The organism is Pseudomonas sp. NFX15 (assembly GCF_049132105.1).
Classification (GTDB): Bacteria; Pseudomonadota; Gammaproteobacteria; order Pseudomonadales; family Pseudomonadaceae; genus Aquipseudomonas.
This window is the reverse complement of sequence record NZ_JAFMPV010000024.1, coordinates 60,969-83,454: the sequence shown is the minus strand read 5'-3', so window position 1 is coordinate 83,454 and position 22,486 is coordinate 60,969. Positions and strand designations below refer to the sequence as shown.

Here is a 22,486-nt window from a genome sequence, read left to right as displayed (position 1 = left end):
AGGCGTCGCTGATCGTTGTCAGTCGGCCATCGCGAAAGTGATAAAAGCGCGGTGCATCACCGGCCAGGGCGAGGATCAGTTCATCCGGCTCCTCGCCGAGGTAAATCGCCGCTCGCGACAAACTGTTGTGGATCACCGGGCGTTCGTGCGTCGGTCGCGGAAACGGCGTCCGGCGGTTTTCCTGATCGATCCAGATCACCTGCTCGCCGTCGACCTCCAGGTGCTGCGACAGCGAATGGCTCCAGCCAAAACCCAGGCCACTGTCGAGCTCGACGGCGCTGGTGCGGTACAGACGGGTGAAGTCGAAGGGCAGGAGGCCGTCGAGGGTGCCGTCGGTGAGGGTCAGCAGTTCTTCGCCGGTGACCATCGACACCGGGCACTGGTTGGTCGCGGTGCGCTCGACGGTGTCAGCGCTGTCGCCGTTGGGGTTTTTCGCCTGATTAGGGGCGTCGTCGTGGTGTTCGTTTTGCTTGAGGGTGGTGTTGCGTTTGGCGTTCCAGCGCAGTTGCATGCGACCTTTTTTCAGGCCCGCGGCGACACCGCGAGCAGCGACGGCTTTGTAGCGGTCGACATAACCGATGAACTGGTTCACGAGGCCAAAGATCGCTTTGACGAAGCCCAGCACCCCGTCCAACAGCTGCGCGCCATACCGGGCCAGACGCATCGACAGATAGGCAATGCCCGCCCCTGCAGCGGCGAAGGTCAGGACCACACCGATCAACAGGTCGATCAGCAAGTCCACGACAAATCTCGACAGCGACTCGGCCGTGGCGCCGGCCATGACACTCGGCGGCAGCATCTCCAGCCACAGGCTGGCGGTGCGCAACAGCAGGCACAGCGCCGCTTCGTCACTGGCCAGCAATTGCAGTTTGGCCATGGCCTCGGGTGTTTTTTCTGCCAGCGAGGCCAAGTCCTCGGCGGCGCTGCCGAGTTGCTCAGCGAACCGGCGCGGGTCCTGCAAAATCGCCGAGAGCTCGCCGATGCGGTCCCACACCCCGACAATTGCCCCCCAACTGCCGGCCAGCAAACCGTTACCCACCGCCGCCGAGGTCGAGTGCGCCCAGCGCGGTTTGAAGCCTTGCCACTCGCCGTGGAGCCAGGCCTGTAATTGTCCGGTCAGGCCGTCATAGGATTCGAACAGCTGATTCAGCTGTTTCGGGGTGACCGCACTTTGCACATGCACGCGGTAGGACTTGCCCGGCGTCCCTTCGAATAATCCCTTGCCGTGCTCATTCAGGGTGACCAACTCCCGCTCACCGCCCTCCACCGTCACTACTTCAACCTGAATGTTGCCCAGCGGTATGTCATACACCGACTCGAACTGGCTCTCGATCAGCAAGATCCCCGTGTCCGGGCAGCGCGCCACCGTCGAGAAAAAATCGTCGTCGCCGCTGCTGACCACCGTGCGGGTATCACCGAACCTGATCTGCCGATCCATGCTCATCAGCGAGGGCAGGTCCAGGGCGTGGCTGACCTTGTCGGCGTTACGGTTGAAAAAACCGGTGAGCTGCTCGCGGTACAGGCTCAGGGTGCGCGGAAAGTGGTCGAGTTCCTCCTCGATGCGGGCGATCTGATCCATCAGCGCACCGCAAAGCGGGAAGTAGCAGGCAAAACGCGATCAAGCATGAACAACCCCACGCACAGGACAATTGGCGCGAGGGACTTTGCGGAGGATCCGCCAGGAAAGAAGTCAGGAAAGGATGTTGTTGATGTAGGGCGATTCGCTAAAGCAAAAACCTGACATGAGGATTGCCCTCATGTCAGGTAGATCTGTCAGACAAGTCGCCTGACTCCGCAGAATTACGCGATGTCAGCTCCTTAATTGCCAAACCTGTGGGAGCGCCGCTTGTTTCGGGCGGCGATCCGACAAAGCTTTGAGGCCTTAAGCAGTCGCCAACGAAGCCTTCTGCGAAACACTCAAAAAGCGCAACAACGCCAACATCGGAAACGCACTGCCAACGATCACGATCCACAACCAGCCGCCATGCTCATACACCGCACTGGCCACCGAAGAGCCGAAGGCGCCGCCGATGAAGATGCTGGTCATGTACAGCGCATTCAGGCGGCTGCGGCTTTTGCTGTCGAGGGCGTACACCGCGCGTTGGCCGAGGACCATGTTCATCTGCACGCAGAAGTCGAGCACCACGCCGGTCACGGCCAGGCCGATGACGCTATAGGCCGGATGAATAAACGCCGGCAAAAAACTCAGGCTGGCGAACAACAGCGCCAACAGTGAAGCGATGCGGGTATGGCCGGCGTCGGCCAGGCGCCCGGCGATGGGCGCGGCAATAGCGCCGATGGCACCCACCAGCGCGAAAATCGCGATCTCGCTTTGCGACAACCCGTGATTGCGCGCCAGTTCCAGCGGCACGGCGGTCCAGAACAGGCTGAAAGTGGCAAACATGCAGCCCTGGTAAAACGCCCGCTGGCGCAGCACCGGCTGTTTGCGCAACAACGTCCACAGCGAGCCCAGCAACTGGCCATAGGACGCGCTGTGATCAGGCTCACGCTTGGGAATCGTCACTGCCAACACGATGCTGATGGCCGCCATCAACACCGCGGCGATCACGAACATCGCCCGCCAGCCGAAATGGTCGGCCACCACACTCGATACCGGCCGGGCCAGCAGAATGCCAAGCAGCAAACCGCCCATGATTCCACCCACCACCCGGCCACGGGTTTCTTCCGGCGCCAGGTGCGCAGCCAAGGGAATCAGGATCTGCACCGAGACGGAACTGAACCCCACCAGCAGCGAAATCAGCAAAAACACATTCGGCTGATCGGTGAACGCTGCACCCAGCAGGCTGGCAATGGCTACCAGCGTGGTGATGATCATCAACCGGCGGTTTTCCAGCAGATCCCCCAGCGGCACCAGGAAAAACAGCCCCAGCGCGTAGCCGATCTGGGTCAGCGATACGATCAGGCTGGCCATGGTGTTGGTCAGGCCGATGTCCGGCGCGATCAGGCCGATGATCGGCTGGGCGTAGTAAATGTTGGCAACGATCGCGCCACAGCAGAAGGCGAACAGCAGCACCATGCCTCGGGTCATTGTCGCGGTGCCGTGGGGCACCTGGGTCGCTGGGGTCATAACGAGTCTCGCTGTAGGGAATAGAATGCGCGCAGGCTAATGGGCAGGTAGAAACCGCGGAAGTGGGATTGGAATGATAGTAATCATTCCCTTGCGGAATGACTGGCAGAGCGATGTGTCGCCCGCCGGCGAGCCTTGCGTCAGAACGATGAAGGTGGATGATACATTCACTTACATCTTGTTCGATAGCGTGCTTATGTTCTTGCTCCCAGCCTCATCATCGGAGGGCCGTTCCATGAATGCGAAGTGTCGGCAGTTGCTTCATCGCGTTTCAGTCGTTGCCTTGATCAGTGTCTTCGGTGCTGGCCTGGCCCTGGCCGAAGAGGCGCCGGGCACGCGCATCGGCGTGCGTGGCGAGATCACCGGCGTCAATCAGGATGCGCTGCAAGTGCATGCGAACAGCGGTGAAAACGTGGTGATCCACCTGACCCCGGACACCAAGGTTCGCGCGGTGACCCTGGCTAACATCGAAGATGTCAAGCCCGGCAGCTACATCGGCAGCGCGGCCATTGCCCAGGATGACGGCACGCTGAAGGCCCTGGAAGTCCACGTTTTTCCGCCGGAACTGGCGGGCAGTGGCGATGGGCATCGGCCGTTTGACCTGGTCAAGGGCAGCAGCATGACCAACGGCAGCGTCGGCGACCTGGTGGTGAGCAATGGCCGGGTGCTGACCGTCAACTACAAGGGCGGCCAACAGAAAATCCTGGTGCCCGAGGACGTCCCCATCGTCAATCTGATGCCGGCCGATCGCAGCCTGTTGAAAGTGGGCGTGAAGATCGTGACGTTCGTGACCCAGACTGCTGACGGCACACTCACCGCGCAATCGATCTCGGCGGGCAAGGACGGTGTGACGCCGCCGATGTAGCCGGCCCGTCTCGACCGACCATCCGAAGAAAAACCCAGAGTACCCAGGCAGCTGGAATCTACAGGGGGGGGATCATGATGAAAATCGTATTTTCGCCGGCGTTAGTTCTAACTGCTGTGTTTCAGACGATTACTGACCGCTGTAGATCTGGTCGAAAACCCCACCGTCATTGAAGTGAGTCTTCTGCACCGTGCGCCAGTCACCGAAGGTCTTCTCGACCGACAGGAAGTCCACTTTCGGGAAGCGGTCGGTGTACTTGGCCAGCACGGCCGGGTCACGCGGACGCAGGTAGTTGGCAGCAGCGATTTCCTGACCTTGCGGCGACCACAGGTACTTCAGGTATTCCTCGGCGGCGGCGCGGGTGCCTTTTTTGTCGACGGTTTTGTCGACCACTGACACCGGCGGCTCAGCTTCGGCCGAAACGCTTGGGTAGATCACTTCGAATTGATCGCGACCGAACTCGCGAGCGATCATTTCCGCTTCGTTCTCGAAGGTCACCAGCACGTCGCCGATCTGGTTGGTCATGAACGTGGTGGTAGCGGCGCGGCCGCCGGTATCGAGCACCGGTGCTTGCTTGAACAATTTGCCGATGAATTCCTTGGCCTTGTTCTCGTCACCGCCGTTTTTGAGGACGTAGCCCCAGGCCGAGAGGTAGGTGTAACGACCGTTGCCGGAGGTTTTCGGGTTCGGCACGATGACCTGGACGCCGTCCTTGAGCAGGTCCGGCCAGTCTTTGAGGGCTTTCGGGTTGCCCTTGCGCACGATGAACACGGTGGCCGAGGTGAACGGCGCGCTGTTGTTCGGCAGGCGCGTGACCCAGTTGTCCGGCACCAGTTTGCCGTTGTCGGCCAGGGCATTGATGTCGGTGGCCATGTTCATGGTGATCACGTCAGCCGGCAGGCCGTCGATGACCGAGCGCGCCTGTTTGCTGGAGCCGCCGAAGGACATTTGCAAGGTGATGTTTTCGTTGTGTTCGGCTTGCCAATGCTTCTGGAACGCAGTGTTGTAGTCCTTGTAGAAATCGCGCATCACGTCGTAGGAAACGTTGAGCAGGGTCGGTGCGGCCTGAGCCATGCTGGTCAGGACCAGGCCGGCGGCGAGAAGTGAGGCGCCAAAGAGTTTTTTCACTGCGCAGTCCTTGTTCTATTTGAAATTGGGGGCATTTTGCCAGCGACTATAACTGGGCTCGCATAGTCGTTTAAAGATTAAAAAGCTCTTTGCTTATTCCAGTTTCTTGAACAGCGCATTGCCGCAACGGGAACAAAACGAGGCTTCCTGTTCGTGGCTGTTTTTCGCACACACCGGGCAGTCGTGCTGCAACTGGCCGCCGCGCATGGCGGTGGCCAGTTCGGCGGTGAAGATCCCGGTGGGCACGGCGATGATCGAGTAACCGGTGATCATCACCATCGACGAAATCACCTGGCCCAACACGGTCTTGGGCACGATGTCGCCATAACCGACGGTGGTCAGGGTGACGATCGCCCAATAGATGCCCTTGGGAATGCTGGTGAAGCCATGTTCCGGGCCTTCGACCACATACATCAGGGTGCCGAACACCGTCACCAGGGTGCAGACACTGAGCAGGAACACGAGGATCTTCTGCTTGCTGCCGCGCAGGGCATCGAGCAGGTAGTGGGCTTGCTTGAGGTAGGGACTGAGCTTGAGCACGCGGAAGATCCGCAGCATGCGGATCACCCGGATGATCAGCAGGTACTGCGCATCGCTGTAGTACAGCGCGAGGATGCCGGGCACGATGGCCAGCACGTCCACCAGCCCATAGAAGCTGAACGCGTAGCGCAGCGGCTTGGGCGAGCAGTACAGGCGCAGGATGTACTCGCCGAGGAAAATGATCGTGAAGCCCCACTCGATGTACGCCAGCACGCTGGCGTAGTTCTGGTGGACCTCATCGATGCTGTCCAGGATCACCACCACCAGGCTGGTGAAGATGATCAGCAGCAGACTGGTGTCGAAGCGTCGCCCGGCAACGGTGTCGGTCTGGAAAATAATCACGTACAGGCGATTACGCCACGTGTCGTTGCTGTTCATGCCCATCGCCTTGGCTACAAATCAGCGCAGCCTAGGTTGATTCTCCCCGGGAGCGCAAGGCGTACTGGCGACCGTTGCCTTGCCGAGCCTCTGCACAAGGCCGCGCACCAGCCAGCCGGCGAGGATGAATGGCGCGGTCATGGTGGGCAGGCCGATGGCGGCGAATACCGGTGTCAGCAGCAGCGCCAGGCCGATACCGAGCAGCGGCAACCACGGTTGGCGACGTTCGGCGCTGAACGCGAGGGCGGCAAGCACGGCGTTGTAACCCCCTAACCCGAGCAATGCGCTGTAGAAATCCTGGTGCAGCATGCTCCAGCCCATGCCGGCGGCAGACGCCAACAGTGCCCAGCAAAATGCGCGGCGATCGGCAATCAGCAAACCGGCGGCGATCATCGCACCGGCCAGCGGATGGCCGAGGAACATCACCTGGCCAATGCCTTTGAGCGGGGCGAGGAACATGTTCAGGGGGCTGACTTCGATCAAGTGCGGCTCGGTCGAGGGCGTGGCGAAGCACAGCAGCAACCAGCCCAGCCCGACGAAGGGCGCGGTGTAGGCCGGCAGATATTGGCTGACCCGCACGCGCTTGAGCCACTGCTGGGAGATCATCGCGCTCAGGCCACCGGCGGCCAGAATCAGTGGAGGCATCATCGCCGTCCAGGGGAAATACAGGCTCAGTAACAAACCGAGCAACACGCCGTTGTAGCTGAACAACCCGGCCTGGCGATCAGCCTTGGCATAGTTACGACGTTGTGCGGTGAGCAACCCGGCGACACCGCCGAGCAATGCGCCACCCAGCAGGGCGGGTGCGGTGAACAGAATTGCGGACAGGCACAGCAAGCCGCACAGCGGATTGCGCTGGAGGAAAATCTGGCTGAAGCCGTTGAGCAATGCTTCGGCCCAGTCGGGGCAGTGGGTGTTGAAATGGTGGGCAGGCATGGTAGGTCTGAAAGTCAGTGGGACCGGGTCGCCTGGTTCGCTGGCAAGCCAGCGCCTACAGAAATACGCTGTCCCTGTAGGCGCTGGCTTGCCAGCGAAGAGGCCGGTATGGGCGCTCTAGATCAACGTCTCGATACGCAAAGAGTTAGTCGACCCCGGCTGCCCAAAGGGCACACCGGCGGTGATCAATAACGTGTCGCCGCGCTGTGCCATGCCTTGGGCCTGGGCAATTTCCAGGGCCGTTGAGCAGACTTCATCGACCTGGCGCAAGCGATCGTTGACCACCGAGTGCACGCCCCACGCCACGCTCAGGCGACGAGCGGTTTGCAGGTTCGGCGTCAGGTTGAGGATGGGCACCGTCGGCCGCTCCCGCGCCGCACGCAGGGTCGATGCGCCGGACTCACTGTAATTGACCAGCACCGCCACCGGCAGCACATTGCTGATGCGGCGAATTGCACAGCTGATGGCGTCGGAAACAGTGGCCTCGGCTTTCGGTCGGCTGACGTCGAGCTGGGTCTGGTAATCAGGGCCGTTTTCCACTTGGCGGATGATTTTGCTCATCATCTGCACGGCTTCGAGCGGGTACTCGCCGGAGGCGGTTTCCGCCGACAGCATCACCGCGTCCGCACCTTCGGCCACGGCGTTGGCCACATCGGTGACCTCGGCGCGGGTAGGCGCCGGTGAGAAGCGCATCGACTCCAGCATCTGCGTGGCCACCACCACCGGTTTGCCGAGCTGGCGGCAGGTGCTGATGATGTTTTTCTGGATCTGCGGCACGCTTTCGGCCGGTACTTCCACGCCCAGGTCACCCCGGGCGACCATGATTGCGTCGCTCAGTTCGGCGATTTCGCGCAGTTGTTCGACGGCCGAAGGCTTCTCGATCTTGGCCATCAGGAACGCCTTGTCACCGATCAGGGTGCGGGCTTCGCGGATGTCATCGGGACGTTGCACGAACGACAGCGCCACCCAGTCCACGCCCAGCTCCAGGCCGAAGCTCAGGTCGCGGCGATCCTTGGCGGTCAGCGGGCTCAGGTCGAGCACCGCTTGCGGCACGTTCACACCTTTGCGGTCCGATAGCTCTCCGCCATTGAGCACGGTGGTGTCGATCGCATCCTCGTACTTCGTCACCACGCGCAGGCGCAGCTTGCCGTCGTCCAGTAGCAGGTCCATGCCCGGCTCCAGCGCGGCGATGATCTCCGGGTGTGGCAGGTTGACCCGGCGCTCATCGCCCGGCGTGGCATCGAGGTCCAGGCGCAACGCCTGACCGCGCACTAGATGCACCTTGCCTTCGGCGAACTTGCCGACCCGCAGTTTCGGACCTTGCAGGTCCATCAGGATGCCCAATGGATAGTTCAGTTGACGCTCGACTTCACGAATCCACTGGAAACGCATGGCGTGGTCGGCGTGATCGCCATGGCTGAAGTTCAGGCGAAAGATATTGACCCCGGCCTGCACCAGCTCACGGATGTCGTCGATGCCGTCGATGGCAGGACCGAGGGTGGCGAGGATTTTGACCTTTTTGTCAGGCGTCATGATGTTGGGCTCTCAAGGATCAGAATGGCGCGGAAGTCGTTGACGTTGGTGCGGGTCGGCTCGGTGACGATCAGGGCGTCCAGCGCCTCGAAATAGCCGTAGCCATTGTTGTTGTCCAACTCGTCGCTGGCGCTCAGGCCCAGGGCGGCGGCGCGGGCGTAGCTGTCCGGGGTCATGATCGCGCCGGCATTGTCTTCGGAGCCGTCGATGCCGTCGGTGTCACCGGCCAGCGCATAGACGCCGGGCAAGCCCTTGAGGCTGTCGGTCAGGCTCAGCAGGAACTCGGCATTGCGCCCGCCACGGCCATTGCCGCGCACGGTGACGGTGGTTTCGCCACCGGAGAGAATCACGCAGGGCGCCGCCAATGGCTGGCCGTGCAGCACGATCTGCCGGGCGATGCCAGCGTGGACTTTCGCCACGTCGCGGGATTCGCCTTCCAGGTCACCGAGGATCAGCGGGCTGAACCCGGCCTGACGGCACTTCACTGCGGCCGCTTCAAGGGATTGCTGCGGGCGGGCGATCAGTTGGAAATGGCTGCGGGCCAGGCTCGGATCGCCGGGTTTGACGGTTTCCGATTCGGGGCTTTGCAGCCAGTTGCGCACCGAGACTGGAACCTCGATGGCGTAGCGCTTGAGGATCGCCAGGGCTTCGGCCGAGGTGCTCGGGTCGGCGACGGTCGGGCCGGAGGCGATCACTGTGGCGAGGTCGCCCGGTACATCGGAAATCGCGTAGGTGTAAACGGTGGCGGGCCAGCAGGCTTTGCCCAGGCGGCCGCCCTTGATCGCCGAGAGGTGCTTGCGCACGCAGTTCATCTCGCCGATGGTCGCGCCGGACTTGAGCAGGGCTTTGTTGATTGCCTGCTTGTCGGCCAGGGTGATGCCGTCGGCCGGCAGTGCCAGCAGGGCAGAACCGCCACCGGAGAGTAGGAAGATCACCCGGTCGTCTTCGCTGAGGTTGCTGACCAGTTCCAGTACACGCTTGGCCACGGCCAGGCCGGCGGCGTCCGGTACCGGGTGCGCGGCTTCGACCACTTCGATTTTTTCGCAAGGCGCACCGTGGCCGTAACGGGTGACCACCAGGCCAGACACTTCACCTTGCCAGCAACGCTCGACGACCTGGGCCATGGCGGCGGCGGCCTTGCCGGCACCGATGACGATCACGCGACCGCTGCGGTCGGCAGGCAAATGAGCTTGGAGGACGTGTTGCGGATGCGCCGCGTCGATGGCTGTGGCAAACAGCTCGCGCAGCAATTGTTGCGGATCGACCGACATGGCGGGCTCCCGGAATTCTTGTTATTGGGATTGACGTTGGAGCGGTGGTGCGTGGATCGCTGGCAAGCCAGCTCCTACAGGGTGGGGGCAGCATCTGTAGGAGCTGGCTTGCCAGCGATCCAGACGCCTCGGTGCTTTTGTCACACCGAGGCGATTTTGTCGCGAGCAAGCTTGCTCCTACTTGCGTATCGAGAAGTTCGCCATGTGTTCCAGGCCCTTGATCAGCGCCGAGTGGTCCCAGTTGCTACCACCGATGGCCGCGCAGGTGCTGAACACTTGCTGGGTGTTGGCGGTGTTCGGCAGGTTGATGTTCAGCTCCTTGGCGCCTTGCAGGGCCAGGTTCAGGTCCTTCTGGTGCAGGCTGATGCGGAAACCTGGGTCGAAGGTGCCCTTGATCATGCGCTCGCCGTGCACTTCGAGGATCTTCGAGGAGGCGAAACCGCCCATCAGCGCTTCACGCACCTTGGCCGGATCGGCGCCGTTTTTCGAGGCGAACAGCAGGGCTTCGGCCACGGCCTGGATGTTCAGGGCGACGATGATCTGGTTGGCGACCTTGGCGGTTTGACCGTCGCCGTTGCCACCGACCAGGGTGATGTTCTTGCCCATGGCCTGGAACAGCGGCAGGGCGCGTTCGAAGGCATCGGCATCGCCACCGACCATGATGCTCAGGGTCGCCGCCTTGGCGCCGACTTCACCGCCGGACACTGGCGCGTCGAGGTACTGCGCGCCTTTCTCGTTGATCCTGGCGGCGAACGCCTTGGTAGCGGTTGGCGAGATCGAGCTCATGTCGATCACGACTTTGCCTTTGCTCACACCGGCTGCAATGCCGTCGGCGCGGAACAGCACGTCTTCAACCTGTGGGGTATCCGGCACCATGACGATGATGAATTCGGCTTCCTGTGCCACTTCGCGCGGGTTCGCCAGTGCGACGGCGCCGGCGGCGACCAGGTCAGCAGGGGCGGCGTCGTGGTGCGCCGACAGGAACAGGCTGTGACCGGCTTTCTGCAGGTTCGCCGCCATTGGGTGGCCCATGATGCCGGTGCCGATAAATCCGATTTTAGCCATGAGAAAATCCTCTTTTTATTTGTTTTTGTAGGAGCCGGCTTGCCGGCGATGGCATCACTGCGGTGTGCATGACAGACCGTGTTGCCTGGATCGCCAGCAAGCCGGCTCCTACAAGGGATTGCGTTCAGATTGCGTTATGGGTTTTCAGCCAGCCCAGGCCTGCTTCGGTGGTGGTCAGCGGCTTGTATTCGCAACCGACCCAGCCCTGGTAACCGATGCGGTCCAGGTGTTCAAACAGGAAGCGGTAGTTGATTTCACCGGTGCCTGGTTCATTGCGCCCCGGGTTATCCGCCAGCTGCACGTGGTTAATCTCGCCAAGATGCGATTGCAGGGTGCGGGCCAGATCGCCTTCCATGATTTGCATGTGATAGATGTCGTATTGCAGGAACAAGTTGGCGCTGCCGACTTGTTCGCGAATCGACAGGGCTTGCGCCGTGTTGTTCAGGTAGAAGCCTGGAATGTCGCGGGTGTTGATCGCTTCCATCACCAGTTTGATACCCGCCGCTTGCAGCTTGTCAGCCGCGTACTTGAGGTTGGCCACGAAGGTTTTTTCCACGGTGGCGTCGTCAAGACCCTGCGGACGAATACCGGCCAGACAGTTGACCTGAGTGTTGCCCAGTACTTGCGCGTAGGCGATGGCCAGGTCGACACCGGCGCGGAACTCTTCAACACGATCCGGCAGGCACGCGATACCGCGCTCGCCCTTGGCCCAGTCACCGGCCGGCAGGTTGAACAGCACTTGGGTCAGACCGTTGGCGTCGAGCGTGGCCTTGATTTCGGCGGAGCTGAAGTCGTACGGGAACAGGTATTCGACACCACTGAAGCCGGCCTTGGCGGCCGCTTCGAAACGGGCAAGAAAGTCCTGTTCGGTGAACAGCATGGACAGGTTGGCTGCGAAACGCGGCATGGTGGTCTCCCGTAAATCTGTGATGGCCCCTTGTAGGAGCCGGCTTGCTGGCGATGGCGTTATGTCAGTCACATCCCTGTCGATTGATACACCGCTATCGCCAGCAAGCCGGCTCCTACAGGAGGAGCGAGCAGCTAGTTAATCGAGCAACGAAATGGCAGTCGGTGCGTCGTTGCCGACCAGCGCCAGGTCTTCGAATTCGTTGACGGCGTTGATCTCGGTGCCCATGGAAATGTTGGTCACGCGCTCCAGGATAATCTCGACGATCACCGGAACCTTGAACTCTTCGATCAGTTCCTGGGCCTTGCGCAGGGCAGGCTGGATCTGAGCCGGTTCGAACACACGCAGCGCTTTACAGCCGAGGCCTTCAGCCACCGCGACGTGGTCGACACCGTAACCGTTGAGTTCCGGCGCGTTCAGGTTATCGAAGGACAGCTGTACGCAGTAGTCCATGTCGAACCCGCGCTGTGCCTGACGGATCAGGCCCAGGTACGAGTTGTTCACGACAACATGAATGTACGGCAGCTTGAACTGCGCGCCCACTGCCAATTCCTCGATCATGAACTGGAAGTCATAGTCACCCGACAGGGCCACGACTTTACGGCTCGGATCTGCCTTGACCACGCCCAGTGCTGCCGGAATGGTCCAGCCCAACGGGCCGGCCTGGCCGCAGTTGATCCAGTGACGTGGCTTGTAGACGTGCAGGAACTGCGCGCCGGCAATCTGCGACAGACCGATGGTGCTGACGTAGCAGGTGTCTTTGCCGAACACCTGGTTCATTTCTTCGTAAACGCGTTGCGGTTTGACCGGTACGTTGTCGAAGTGAGTCTTGCGCTGCAGGCTGGCTTTGCGCTGCTGGCAGTCTTGCAGCCAGGCGCTGCGGTTCTTCAGCTTGCCGGCGGCTTGCCATTCGCGAGCGACTTCGATGAACACGGTCAGTGCGGCAGCGGCATCGGACACGATGCCCAGGTCCGGGGTGAACACGCGGCCGATCTGAGTGCCTTCGATGTCGACGTGAATGAACTTGCGGCCTTCGGTGTACACATCGACCGAACCGGTGTGGCGGTTGGCCCAACGGTTACCGATGCCCAGTACCACGTCGGACTTGAGCATGGTCGCGTTGCCGTAGCGGTGCGAGGTCTGCAAGCCAACCATGCCCACCATCAACGGGTGATCGTCCGGGATGGTGCCCCAGCCCATCAGGGTCGGGATAACCGGAATACCGGTCAGCTCGGCGAACTCGACCAACAGATCGCTGGCGTCGGCGTTGATGATGCCACCACCGGCTACCAGCAATGGACGCTCGGCCTGGTCCAGCAAGGCCAAGGCCTTCTCGACTTGCACACGGCTAGCAGTTGGCTTGGCCAGCGGCAGTGGCTGGTAAGCGTCGATGTCGAATTCGATTTCAGCCATCTGCACGTCGAACGGCAGGTCGATCAGCACCGGGCCTGGACGGCCGGAGCGCATTTCAAAGAATGCTTTCTGGAACGCGTAAGGCACTTGGCCCGGTTCCAGAACGGTGGTTGCCCACTTGGTCACTGGCTTGACGATGCTGGTGATATCGACAGCCTGGAAGTCTTCCTTGTGCATACGGGCGCGGGGTGCTTGCCCTGTAATGCAGAGGATTGGAATCGAGTCGGCCGAGGCGCTGTAGAGCCCGGTGACCATGTCGGTGCCGGCCGGGCCGGACGTCCCGATGCACACGCCGATGTTGCCGGCCTTGGTGCGGGTGTAGCCCTCGGCCATGTGCGAGGCGCCTTCAACGTGGCGAGCAAGGACATGATCGATGCCGCCGACTTTCTGCAGGGCGTTGTACAGCGGGTTGATGGCGGCACCCGGGATGCCAAAAGCGGTATCGACCCCTTCACGGCGCATCACCAGAACGGCGGCTTCGATTGCTCTCATTTTGCTCATGGTTTTGTGCCTCTTTACGTTTTGTAATTGTATACAAGTGGCTTTGCGCAGAGTGTATTCACGGCGGACGGCGCAGGTCAATCCATTTTCTCAAGCGCTTGTTTCATTCGTCGGAAGCCCGATCTGCTGTGGCTTTTCGTCGCATGTGGCGCTTTTCGAGAATTATTGTATACAAATAAATAATTCATTGTGTTCTATTTGTTGCATCGGGCTGCGGCACAAACGCGCAGCCCCACGACTTTCCGAAAAACAAAATGAGGACGGCACCATGAGCGCTTTAACCTTGAAAGTCGCAGTCAACCTGGTCAACGAGGCCATTACCGCCGGGCGGGCAATTTCCGCGGCGCCCTTGACCATCGCAGTTCTGGATGCCGGCGGGCACCTGATCACCCTGCAACGCGAAGACGGCGCCAGCCTGCTGCGCCCGCACGTCGCCATCGGCAAGGCCTGGGGCGCCATCGCACTGGGCAAGGGCTCACGCCTGCTGGCGCTGGACGCCCAGCAACGCCCGGCGTTCATCGCCGCACTCAACAGCCTGGGGCAGGGCAGCGTCGTGCCGGCACCGGGTGGTGTGCTGGTGCGCGACAAGGCCGGGATTGTGCTGGGGGCGGTGGGGATCAGCGGCGATCTGTCGGATGTCGACGAGCAGTGCGCGATCAATGCCATCGAGGCGTTGGGGTTGGTGGCGGATGCGGGGGCGACGGCTTGATCTTTAGCGTCTGATCTATTGCCATCGCGAACAGTCTCGCTCCTACAAGGTTTATAGTTGGACACAAAATTGTCTGATCACCACAACCCCTTGTAGGAGTGAGCCTGCTCGCGATAGCTATCTACCAGACACATCCAGCCAACACTTTCCCCATTCCATTTGAATCCACAAAGCTAGCCTTCTGATGAACGGATCATGGGAGGCAAAGGAATGCCGGATTCACCTGCTGCACACCGATTGCGAATGGGGCGTTATGCCGAAGCCAATCGAATTTATCTTTTAACCACCAACACTTTTCGTCGGAAGCCAGTGTTCAAGGACTTTGCCGTGGGCCGGCTGGTCGTCAATCAATTTCGAAATGCACAGAATCAAGGCTTTGCGAACTCGTTGGCCTGGGTGGTCATGCCTGATCATTTTCATTGGTTGATTGAGTTGCAGAAGGGGTCTTTGAGTGAGCTGATGCAGAAAACCAAGTCGATGAGTACTAAAGCCGTGAAGCAGTCTACCGGTCGAACCACCGGTCTCTGGCAGAGAGGATTTCATGATCGGGCATTGCGGCGGGAAGAGGATTTGGTGAAATTGGCTCGATATGTAGTAGCCAACCCGTTGCGGGCTGGGCTGGTGGAAAAGCTTGGCGACTATCCGTTGTGGGATGCCGTCTGGGTTTGAGCTGAAATCGAGTTGCCTTCATCGCGAGCAGGCTCACTCCTACAGGGAATTTCATTCCAAATGTAGGATTGAGCCTGCTCGCGATTGGTAGCGCCGCTGTCCATCAACCCGCCTCACACCCCTTGAGCACCAACCGGATGATCGTCTGCGCCGCCGCTTCATAATCCTCTTCATCCAGCCGGGCCTTGCCGGTGATGGCGGTGATCTGCCAGTCGAAGTCGGCGTAGGTCTGGGTCGCGGCCCAGATGCTGAACATCAGGTGGTTAGGGTCGATCGGGGCGATTTGACCGCGGTCGATCCAGGTCTGGATGCACTCGATGTTGTGCTTGGCCTGGCTGTTGAGCTGATCGACCAGGTCGGTGCTCAGGTGCGGCGCGCCGTGCATGATTTCGCTGGCGAACACCTTGGACGCGAAGGGCAGGTCGCGCGAGATGCGGATTTTCGAGCGGATGTAGCCGCTGAGCACATCACCAGGCTCGCCCTCCGGATTGAACGGTGTCGACGCCTGCAGGATCGGCTCGATGATGCTTTCCAGGACCTCGCGGTAGAGGTTTTCCTTGGACTTGAAGTAGTAATAGACGTTGGGCTTGGGCAATCCCGCCTTGGCGGCGATGTCGCTGGTTTTGGTCGCAGCGAAGCCTTTGTCGGCGAATTCCTCACTGGCGGCACGCAGGATCAGTTGTTTGTTGCGCTCGCGGATAGTGCTCATAACCCGGGTGATTCCTTGCCTGTTCTGGCGGTTGCGCATGGTATCACCGGCCTCGCGCGGCGCTCAAGAATGCACCGCAGGCCGTGATGCCGCGCTATGCTGCTGCGCATTCATTGCACAAGGAAACCCGATTCATGGCAGGAAGCAGTTTGCTGGTGTTGATCGACGACATTGCCGCCGTCCTGGACGACGTGTCCTTGATGACCAAGATGGCCGCCAAGAAAACCGCCGGCGTGCTCGGCGATGACCTGGCACTCAACGCCCAGCAGGTCAGCGGCGTGCGCGCCGAGCGGGAAATCCCGGTGGTATGGGCGGTCGCCAAGGGTTCGTTCATCAATAAACTGATCCTGGTGCCGTCGGCGCTGGCCATCAGTGCATTCATCCCGTGGCTGGTCACGCCGTTGTTGATGGTCGGCGGCGCCTACCTGTGCTTCGAAGGTTTTGAAAAACTCGCCCACGCGTGGCTGCACAGCAAGGCCGAAGACGCGGCGGATCATGCGCAGTGGGTCGAAGCGGTGGCTGATCCGGTCACTGACCTGGTCGCGTTCGAGAAGGACAAGATCAAAGGCGCGATCCGCACCGACTTTATCCTCTCGGCAGAAATCATTGCCATCACCCTCGGCACCGTGGCCGGTGCGCCTTTGACCCAGCAGATCATCGTGTTGTCGGGCATTGCCATTGTCATGACCGTCGGCGTCTACGGTCTGGTGGCAGGCATCGTCAAGCTCGACGACCTCGGCCTGTGGTTGACCCAAAAACCGGGGCAGATGGCGAAAAGCATCGGCAACGTGATTCTGCGAGCGGCACCGTACATGATGAAAAGCCTGTCGGTGATCGGCACGGCGGCGATGTTCCTGGTCGGCGGCGGCATTCTTACGCACGGTGTGCCGGTGGTGCATCACTGGATCGAAAGTGTCGGCGCGGCGGCAGGCAGTGGCGGATTTATCGTGCCGGTGCTGCTCAATGGTGTGGCGGGGATTGTGGCGGGGGCGGTGGTGCTGGTGGGGGTTATGGCTGTCAGCAAAATCTGGAAAGCCATTAAGGGCTGAAGCCAGCACATTACTAATGTAGGAGTGAGCCTGCTCGCGATAACGTCGCGTCAGTCAACATCAAAGTTGACGGATACGCCGCGATCGCGAGCAGGCTCACTCCTACCTGTTTTTTGCGTGGCCGAAATTACTCGGCGATCTGCAACTTGCGCGCCTCGGTGTACACGTAGCGCACTTTCTCGTACTCGAACGGCGAGTTCATCTGGCCATAGCGGAAACTGGTCTGGTTGCGCTTGTCGATGCCGCGCAGGATCCAGATTTCCGGATGGTTGGAGCTGACTTCGGCCACGTTGAGGAAGTTGATCGCATTCTCGGCCGTGAAGTCCACCGCCAGGCCACCGGTGTCACGCAGGTTCGACGGACCAAGGATCGGCAAGACGAAGTAAGCGCCGCCCGGTACGCCGTAGAAGCCCAGGGTCTGGCCGAAGTCTTCGCTCTGGCGCGGCAGGCCCATGGCCGTGGCAGGGTCCCACAGGCCGGCGATGCCGATGGTGGTGTTGAGCAACAGGCGCCCGGTGGTTTCAAGCGAACGCTGGCCCTTGAGCTGCAGCAGGCTGTTCAACAGGTTCGGCACATCGCCCAGGTTATTGAAAAAGTTGCTGACGCCGGTGCGCAGGAAGCTCGGGGTGACATAGCGGTAACCGTTGACTACCGGCAGGAACACCCATTGGTCGAAGCGGTAGTTGAAGTGATAGACGCGCCGGTTCCACTCTTCCAGCGGGTCGTAGACGGCCAGTGCGCTGAGCGTCGAGCGCTCGAACTCACGCTGGTCCAGGCCTGGGTTGAACGTGAGTTTGCTCAGCGGTTCCTTGAAGCCGTCACTGTCGACGACCACGGGGGCATTGGCCTTGCTGTTGTCGGCATTGGCGACGCCTGCACAGAGTAACGCTGCGAAAAGCAGGAGATATTTAGCCACGGAAGAACTCCAGCATGGCGTCGCTGTTGACGCGGTAGTTGATGTTGCCGCAATGACCGCCGTACGGGTAAACGGTCAGGCGATTGCCGAAAGTCTTGCGCAGGAAACCCAGGTCACCCGGGCCGAGGATCACGTCGTCGGCGTTGTGCATGACGGCGATTTTCGGGCTGTCGTGCAGGTAGTCCTTCAGGGCATACAGGCTCACCTGATCAATCAGTTGCAGCAGGCTGCCACCGTCGGTACGAGCGCGCCACATCGGGATCACCTGATCGGTGATGTAGCAGTCGAAGTCGCATTGCAGCGCACGCTTGAGGAATGGCGTGAGGCTGGTGCCCTCGGTGATCGGGAATTTTGGCGGGGTGATCAGGCCGCGACGGTTGATCAGGTCCGAGGTGAAGGCAATGTCGGCCGCCGAGAAGCGGAACGAGGTGCCGATCAGCATCGCCATCTGTTCGTTGGTCAGGTGCTGCTTGGACTGCTGGAAGTCGTAGAGCAGGGCGTCGTTGAGGTCGATGTAGCCCTTTTGCTGGAAGTAGCGGGTCAGCTTGTTCAGGACCAGTTCATAGAACGTGGTGCTGTTGTTGATGCCCTTGACCTCGGTCTGTACCAGCTTGTCGAGGTTGGTGATCGAGGTGTAGAGGTTGACCGGCGGGTTGAGCAGCAGGACTTTCTTGAAGTTGAAGCTGCGGCGGGTTTCGTCCAGGTGCGCGACAAAAGCGGCATCCAGGGCGCCCAGGCTGTAGCCGGTCAGGTAGTAATCGGTGACCGGTACTTTCGGGTTTTGTGCGCGCACGGCTTGCATCACCCGGTACAGGTCTTCGGCGTCTTCCTTGGACACGCCCGGTGTGGCAAAGCGTGAAGCGGCGCTGATGAAGTCATAGCTGGTGGGCGAGGACAACTGCACCACGTGGTAGCCGGCCTTGTAGTAGAGCTTCTTCAGGTATTCGTTGAGGCTGCTGTCATAGCGTGCGCCGGTGCCGGCAATCAGGAAAATCAGCGGCGCGGCGTGATCCTGGGTGGCGATGCGGTAGTCGAGTTTTTTGACCGCCCAGAAGTTGTCCGGCAATTGGAACGCCCGCTCCGGACGCAAGGTGACGCTGCGTATCGACTGATCGATGTCATCGTCCTTGGGCAGTTCCGGACGCAGGTCCGGAGGCGTGGTAGCGATGGTCGCCTCGAACGGGTTGGTCAGGGGGTAGCCATAACTGGCGGCGTCGATGTCGACCGCCAGTGCGGACGCACTCAATATAAGGCCGCCAAACAGGGCGGCGAAGCGCAAGGAACGGAACATGACTAAATCCCTTAGAAGAAGGTGCCGAATGAAATTCGCAGGCTATGACCATCGGATCTGCGCCAAAGTGCCAGCCATCGGCACCAAACAGGCTTTATTTCGAAGTAATAGTAGCTGGACGATACACTTTGCAGCGATTGAATGACCAGTTAACAGTTGTTATAGCTTGCCAAACGCATAAGGGCGATTAAGCTGGCCGCCGTTTTTCGCCCATTGGAGTGCTTCATGTCTCGCCGTTTGCCCGTGATACTGCTGCTCGTTTTGTTGCCTGTCTGGCTGGCTGCCAGCTATGGCGCGCGTTACGGCTTTATGGAAGATGCGCAGTGGGTCGGCATTTGTGCGCAAGAGGCGAGTCGCTGGGAATGCCAGGTGCGTTCGAACCTGGGCTTGATGATTCATTTCGCGGTGTTGGGCTGGGCTGCGTTGGCGGCAGCGATCACAGGCTTCGTGGTGCCGGGACGGGCAGGGTGGTGGCTGGCGGTGTTGGCGTTGGTGCTCGGGTTTCCGGCGTTGGCGTTGTACAACACGACGCTGGCGGTGTTTGCGGTGGTAATTGCCGGGTTGCGGTTGGTCAGGGCTTCTCGCAGCGCCTGATAGTCCGCCTTCGCGAGCAGGCTCGCTCCTACAAAAACACTCAAACCTGTAGGAGCGGGCTTGCCCGCGAAGTAGTCGGTCAGATCAATGAAAAATCAGGCTGTGCGAACCCGCAAGCATCGCCACAACCCCACCACCATCAAACCGCTCGCCAGCGCCCAGCCCCAGGCCTGCTGGTTCTGCAAGCCTTCACGGAACAATTGCGGCGCAATGCCCGCGCCGATAATGAAGGTCAGCAGGGCAATCTCGCGGCGCGGCACGCTCACCGGGCGGCACAGGTAAACCAGCGCCGGCACGATGAACGCCACACTCGGGAAGCTGCGATAGCGTGGGTCGAACACCAGTTCCAGCATCATCACGGCCGCCGCGAAACCAGCGGCTGCAACCAGCCAACCTGCACGACGTTCCAACGATTCGAACGCTCGCCCGCGCCATCCGTTCCGAGCGCTCAGCGTCAGCGCCGCATGAGCCAGCACCAGCAGATTCAGCACGGTCAGCAACCCGACCCACAGCCATTCGCCGTTGAAGCGGGTGGTGACCCGTGCCAGGTCGCCCCAGGCGCTAATCGAACACGCCGCCAGCGCACCGAGCAACGGCAGCAGCAGCGCCGAACGTGTGGTACGGACCCGGCCACCGAGCAGCAAGGTGCCGAGGAATATCAATCCGCCCACCGCCAGCCATTGCGACCAGTACGGTACGTTGGTCACAGGCCCGGCCAGCACGCCCTTGTCCTGGCGATCGGCGTCGAACAGCCCCCAGTAACCACCGACTGCGCCTTCACTGGCGCGCTTCCATGGCTGGTCGAAGGCTTCGATCAGGTTGTAATGCCAGCCCTGTTGTTCCGCCATCGCGACAAAACCGCGAATGAACTTGGCTTCGTTGACCCGGCTCGGCAGGGCGGTTTCGCGCTGGCGACCCTCACTGGGCCAGCCGGTCTCGCCGATCAGCACATCCTTGGGCGCGAACTTGTTGCCGAACACCTGGCGTACCTCGGCCACATGTTGCAGGGCAGCGTCGATGTTCGACGGATCATCTTCCCAGTACGGCAATAAATGGATGGTCAGGAAGTCCACGGCGGGGGCGATTTCCGGGTGCTTGAGCCAGAACTCCCAGACGTCGGCGTAAGTGACAGGCTGCTTGACCTGGCTCTTGACCTTGTTGATCAGCCTGGCCAATTGCGCGCCGGTCACTTCCTTGCGCAGCAGGGTTTCATTGCCGACGATCACCGCGCTCACCACGTCCGGGTTGGCGTTGGCCGAGGCAATCAACAGATCGACTTCTTTTTCCGTGTCCACCGGGTTGCTGTTGACCCAGGCGCCGATCATCAATTTCAAACCGTGCTTGCGCGCCAGATCCGGCAGGGCTTCGAGGCCGGTCATGGAGTAGGTGCGGATGCATTCGAAGCGGGTCGCCAGCAACGCGAGGTCGGCGTCCATGCGCTCGGGGCGCAGCTTGAAGGGTTGGTCGAAGGGCGACTGGTCCTTGTCGAACGGCGTGTAGGAGGCGCATTGCAGCTTGTGCATTGCGCTGGCCACGTCCGGCAGAATTACCGGTTTGCCGAGGCCGTACCAGAAGCCGCCGAGGGCAAACAGGCCGAGCAGGCAAGCGAATAAATAAGCAGCAAAGGGGAAGCGGGATGTCGCGGACATGGTCAGGCCGTGTGGGAGCAAAGCGGCGCATGTTACCTGCATTTTTCGCGTGCTTGGTGGCCTGCATGATTTTGACATGCAAAGTTCGGGCGGATTGCCCGGCGAGCAGGGTGGACTCGAGATTAATGGCCTTCTGATGTCGTTTCTCGATGGGTTGGGGTCGCTGGCAGAGCAGGTCGCCGCGGGCGTCAGGTTGATGATCGAAGTGTCAGTACTCCGCTGATGATTGAACGCGTTTGCTGTGGGGCGTGATGGGGGCGCTGTGCACCAGAACAATACGTAGAAGCGGCTCGGCACCCGCCGGGCGCAGCACTTTCGGGGAAGTAACGATGAAGATGCGACGACTTTTAGGCGCAGGTGCCGCTCTGGTGCTTGCGATGGGCTCCACACTGGCCAGCGCTGAAACCAAGACCTTGAGCATCGGTTACGTTGACGGCTGGTCCGACAGCGTCGCGACCACCCACGTGGCGGCCGAAGTGATCAAGCAGAAGCTGGGCTATGACGTGAAGCTGCAGGCGGTCGCCACCGGGATCATGTGGCAGGGTGTGGCCACGGGCAAACTCGACGCGATGCTGTCGGCCTGGCTGCCAGTGACCCACGGTGAATACTGGGCCAAGAACAAGGACCAGGTGGTCGACTACGGCCCCAACTTCAAGGACGCGAAAATTGGCTTGATCGTGCCGGAGTACGTCAAGGCCAAGTCGATTGAAGACCTGAAAACCGACGACAGCTTCAAGAAACGTATCGTCGGCATCGACGCCGGTTCAGGTGTGATGCTCAAGACCGACCAGGCGATCAAGGATTACGACCTCACCGGCTATCAACTCAAGGCCAGTTCCGGCGCCGGCATGATTGCCGAGCTGACCCGCGCCGAGAAGAAAAACGAATCCATCGCGGTGACCGGCTGGGTGCCGCACTGGATGTTCGCCAAGTGGAAACTGCGTTTCCTCGACGATCCAAAAGGCGTGTACGGCGCGGCTGAAACCGTGAACAGCATCGGCAGCAAAGAACTGGAAACCAAGGCGCCGGAAGTGGCCAAGTTCCTGAAAAACTTCCAGTGGGCGTCCAAAGACGAAATTGGCCAGGTCATGCTGGCAATCCAGGATGGCGCCAAGCCTGAAGCGGCGGCCAAGGATTGGGTTGCCAAACACCCGGAGCGTGTAGCTGACTGGATCAAATAAATAACGATCGTCTCGCTTCACCAGTAGGAGCGAGCCTGCTCGCGAAAGCGGTCTACCCGTTGACGTAATTGTCGCTGGCACACCCCTTCGCGAG

Annotated in this window: 20 protein-coding genes; 6 read left to right on the top strand and 14 right to left on the bottom strand. The window is 60.7% G+C overall.

Annotation, left to right across the window (positions count from 1 at the left end):
• Together J1D76_RS21960 and J1D76_RS21955 are read right to left on the bottom strand one after the other, a co-directional pair.
• A partial coding sequence (locus J1D76_RS21960; RefSeq protein WP_421140443.1) for a DUF6531 domain-containing protein occupies window positions 1–1,579 on the bottom strand: 1,579 nt, incomplete at its 3' end.
• Window positions 1,580–1,882: 303 nt separating this feature from the next.
• A complete protein-coding gene (locus J1D76_RS21955) occupies window positions 1,883–3,088 on the bottom strand; it encodes an MFS transporter (protein WP_421140442.1) in 1,206 nt (401 codons plus the stop codon).
• A gap of 235 nt (window positions 3,089–3,323) precedes the next feature.
• On the opposite strand from J1D76_RS21955, the gene J1D76_RS21950 reads away from it, so the two are divergent.
• Complete coding sequence (locus J1D76_RS21950; protein WP_421140441.1) at window positions 3,324–3,953, top strand: hypothetical protein; 630 nt, start codon at window positions 3,324–3,326, stop codon at window positions 3,951–3,953.
• A gap of 129 nt (window positions 3,954–4,082) precedes the next feature.
• Here the strand turns inward: J1D76_RS21950 and J1D76_RS21945 are convergent, their stop codons facing one another.
• The 8 genes from J1D76_RS21945 to gcl all read right to left on the bottom strand — a co-directional run bounded on the left by J1D76_RS21945 (window position 4,083) and on the right by gcl (window position 13,625).
• Window positions 4,083–5,081, bottom strand: a complete 999-nt coding sequence (locus J1D76_RS21945; RefSeq protein ID WP_421140440.1) for a sulfate ABC transporter substrate-binding protein — start codon at window positions 5,079–5,081, stop codon at window positions 4,083–4,085.
• A 93-nt stretch (window positions 5,082–5,174) separates the two neighbouring features.
• A complete protein-coding gene (locus tag J1D76_RS21940) occupies window positions 5,175–5,999 on the bottom strand; it encodes an ion transporter (RefSeq protein WP_421140439.1) in 825 nt (274 codons plus the stop codon).
• Between the two features lie 21 nt (window positions 6,000–6,020).
• On the bottom strand, window positions 6,021–6,935 hold the full coding sequence (locus J1D76_RS21935) for an urea transporter (protein ID WP_421140438.1): 915 nt from the start codon (window positions 6,933–6,935) through the stop codon (window positions 6,021–6,023).
• A gap of 117 nt (window positions 6,936–7,052) precedes the next feature.
• Complete coding sequence (pyk, locus tag J1D76_RS21930) at window positions 7,053–8,468, bottom strand: pyruvate kinase (RefSeq protein WP_421140437.1); 1,416 nt, start codon at window positions 8,466–8,468, stop codon at window positions 7,053–7,055.
• The gene (locus J1D76_RS21925) at window positions 8,465–9,739 is read right to left on the bottom strand and encodes a glycerate kinase type-2 family protein (protein ID WP_421140436.1); all 1,275 of its coding nucleotides are present in this window, start codon (window positions 9,737–9,739) and stop codon (window positions 8,465–8,467) included. Before J1D76_RS21925 ends, pyk begins: the two co-directional genes overlap by 4 nt.
• A 177-nt stretch (window positions 9,740–9,916) precedes the next feature.
• Complete coding sequence (locus J1D76_RS21920; protein WP_421140435.1) at window positions 9,917–10,804, bottom strand: 2-hydroxy-3-oxopropionate reductase; 888 nt, start codon at window positions 10,802–10,804, stop codon at window positions 9,917–9,919.
• A gap of 124 nt (window positions 10,805–10,928) precedes the next feature.
• Window positions 10,929–11,711, bottom strand: coding sequence for a hydroxypyruvate isomerase (hyi, locus tag J1D76_RS21915; protein ID WP_421140434.1), 783 nt, complete (start codon window positions 11,709–11,711; stop codon window positions 10,929–10,931).
• A 138-nt stretch (window positions 11,712–11,849) separates the two neighbouring features.
• Window positions 11,850–13,625, bottom strand: a complete 1,776-nt coding sequence (gene gcl / locus J1D76_RS21910; RefSeq protein WP_421140433.1) for a glyoxylate carboligase — start codon at window positions 13,623–13,625, stop codon at window positions 11,850–11,852.
• Between the two features lie 268 nt (window positions 13,626–13,893).
• On the opposite strand from gcl, the gene J1D76_RS21905 reads away from it, so the two are divergent.
• Window positions 13,894–14,334 (top strand): GlcG/HbpS family heme-binding protein, encoded by a 441-nt coding sequence (locus J1D76_RS21905; protein ID WP_421140432.1) that lies wholly within the window; start codon window positions 13,894–13,896, stop codon window positions 14,332–14,334.
• 210 nt (window positions 14,335–14,544) lie between these two features.
• A complete protein-coding gene (locus tag J1D76_RS21900; RefSeq protein ID WP_421140431.1) occupies window positions 14,545–15,003 on the top strand; it encodes an REP-associated tyrosine transposase in 459 nt (152 codons plus the stop codon).
• A 103-nt stretch (window positions 15,004–15,106) separates the two neighbouring features.
• On the opposite strand, the gene J1D76_RS21895 is transcribed toward J1D76_RS21900, so the two are convergent.
• On the bottom strand, window positions 15,107–15,712 hold the full coding sequence (locus J1D76_RS21895; protein ID WP_421140430.1) for a TetR/AcrR family transcriptional regulator: 606 nt from the start codon (window positions 15,710–15,712) through the stop codon (window positions 15,107–15,109).
• 134 nt (window positions 15,713–15,846) lie between these two features.
• Between J1D76_RS21895 and J1D76_RS21890 the strand changes: the two genes are divergently transcribed.
• Window positions 15,847–16,761, top strand: coding sequence for a DUF808 domain-containing protein (locus J1D76_RS21890; protein ID WP_421140429.1), 915 nt, complete (start codon window positions 15,847–15,849; stop codon window positions 16,759–16,761).
• 127 nt (window positions 16,762–16,888) lie between these two features.
• Here J1D76_RS21890 and J1D76_RS21885 read toward each other — a convergent pair whose 3' ends face one another.
• Entirely contained in the window at window positions 16,889–17,677 is a 789-nt protein-coding gene (locus tag J1D76_RS21885) for a VacJ family lipoprotein (RefSeq protein WP_421140428.1), read from the bottom strand.
• On the bottom strand, window positions 17,670–18,968 hold the full coding sequence (locus J1D76_RS21880) for a serine/threonine protein kinase (protein WP_421140427.1): 1,299 nt from the start codon (window positions 18,966–18,968) through the stop codon (window positions 17,670–17,672). The genes J1D76_RS21885 and J1D76_RS21880 overlap by 8 nt, the downstream gene beginning before the upstream one ends.
• Before the next feature lie 225 nt (window positions 18,969–19,193).
• On the opposite strand from J1D76_RS21880, the gene J1D76_RS21875 reads away from it, so the two are divergent.
• The gene (locus J1D76_RS21875) at window positions 19,194–19,562 is read left to right on the top strand and encodes a hypothetical protein (protein WP_421140426.1); all 369 of its coding nucleotides are present in this window, start codon (window positions 19,194–19,196) and stop codon (window positions 19,560–19,562) included.
• A 95-nt stretch (window positions 19,563–19,657) separates the two neighbouring features.
• Here J1D76_RS21875 and J1D76_RS21870 read toward each other — a convergent pair whose 3' ends face one another.
• Window positions 19,658–21,253 carry a beta (1-6) glucans synthase gene (locus tag J1D76_RS21870; protein WP_421140425.1) on the bottom strand — a complete coding sequence of 532 codons (1,596 nt, stop codon included), beginning with the start codon at window positions 21,251–21,253 and terminating at the stop codon, window positions 19,658–19,660.
• Window positions 21,254–21,540: 287 nt separating this feature from the next.
• Here J1D76_RS21870 and J1D76_RS21865 point away from each other — a divergent pair, with 287 nt between their 5' ends.
• Window positions 21,541–22,392: a glycine betaine ABC transporter substrate-binding protein gene (locus J1D76_RS21865; protein WP_421140424.1), complete on the top strand. Its 852-nt coding sequence runs from the start codon at window positions 21,541–21,543 to the stop codon at window positions 22,390–22,392.
• Window positions 22,393–22,486 lie beyond the last annotated feature (94 nt).

Bases quoted from the DNA above. Each gene is read 5' to 3' on its own strand.
- J1D76_RS21955 (WP_421140442.1), bottom strand. From the start codon at position 3,088: ATGACCCCAGCGACCCAGGTGCCCCACGGCACCGCGACAATGACCCGA.
- J1D76_RS21950 (WP_421140441.1), top strand. From the start codon at position 3,324: ATGAATGCGAAGTGTCGGCAGTTGCTTCATCGCGTTTCAGTCGTTGCC.
- J1D76_RS21940 (WP_421140439.1), bottom strand. From the start codon at position 5,999: ATGAACAGCAACGACACGTGGCGTAATCGCCTGTACGTGATTATTTTC.
- J1D76_RS21935 (WP_421140438.1), bottom strand. From the start codon at position 6,935: ATGCCTGCCCACCATTTCAACACCCACTGCCCCGACTGGGCCGAAGCA.
- pyk (WP_421140437.1), bottom strand. From the start codon at position 8,468: ATGACGCCTGACAAAAAGGTCAAAATCCTCGCCACCCTCGGTCCTGCC.
- J1D76_RS21925 (WP_421140436.1), bottom strand. From the start codon at position 9,739: ATGTCGGTCGATCCGCAACAATTGCTGCGCGAGCTGTTTGCCACAGCC.
- J1D76_RS21920 (WP_421140435.1), bottom strand. From the start codon at position 10,804: ATGGCTAAAATCGGATTTATCGGCACCGGCATCATGGGCCACCCAATG.
- hyi (WP_421140434.1), bottom strand. From the start codon at position 11,711: ATGCCGCGTTTCGCAGCCAACCTGTCCATGCTGTTCACCGAACAGGAC.
- gcl (WP_421140433.1), bottom strand. From the start codon at position 13,625: ATGAGCAAAATGAGAGCAATCGAAGCCGCCGTTCTGGTGATGCGCCGT.
- J1D76_RS21905 (WP_421140432.1), top strand. From the start codon at position 13,894: ATGAGCGCTTTAACCTTGAAAGTCGCAGTCAACCTGGTCAACGAGGCC.
- J1D76_RS21900 (WP_421140431.1), top strand. From the start codon at position 14,545: ATGCCGGATTCACCTGCTGCACACCGATTGCGAATGGGGCGTTATGCC.
- J1D76_RS21895 (WP_421140430.1), bottom strand. From the start codon at position 15,712: ATGAGCACTATCCGCGAGCGCAACAAACAACTGATCCTGCGTGCCGCC.
- J1D76_RS21890 (WP_421140429.1), top strand. From the start codon at position 15,847: ATGGCAGGAAGCAGTTTGCTGGTGTTGATCGACGACATTGCCGCCGTC.
- J1D76_RS21880 (WP_421140427.1), bottom strand. From the start codon at position 18,968: ATGTTCCGTTCCTTGCGCTTCGCCGCCCTGTTTGGCGGCCTTATATTG.
- J1D76_RS21875 (WP_421140426.1), top strand. From the start codon at position 19,194: ATGTCTCGCCGTTTGCCCGTGATACTGCTGCTCGTTTTGTTGCCTGTC.
- J1D76_RS21870 (WP_421140425.1), bottom strand. From the start codon at position 21,253: ATGCAGGTAACATGCGCCGCTTTGCTCCCACACGGCCTGACCATGTCC.
- J1D76_RS21865 (WP_421140424.1), top strand. From the start codon at position 21,541: ATGAAGATGCGACGACTTTTAGGCGCAGGTGCCGCTCTGGTGCTTGCG.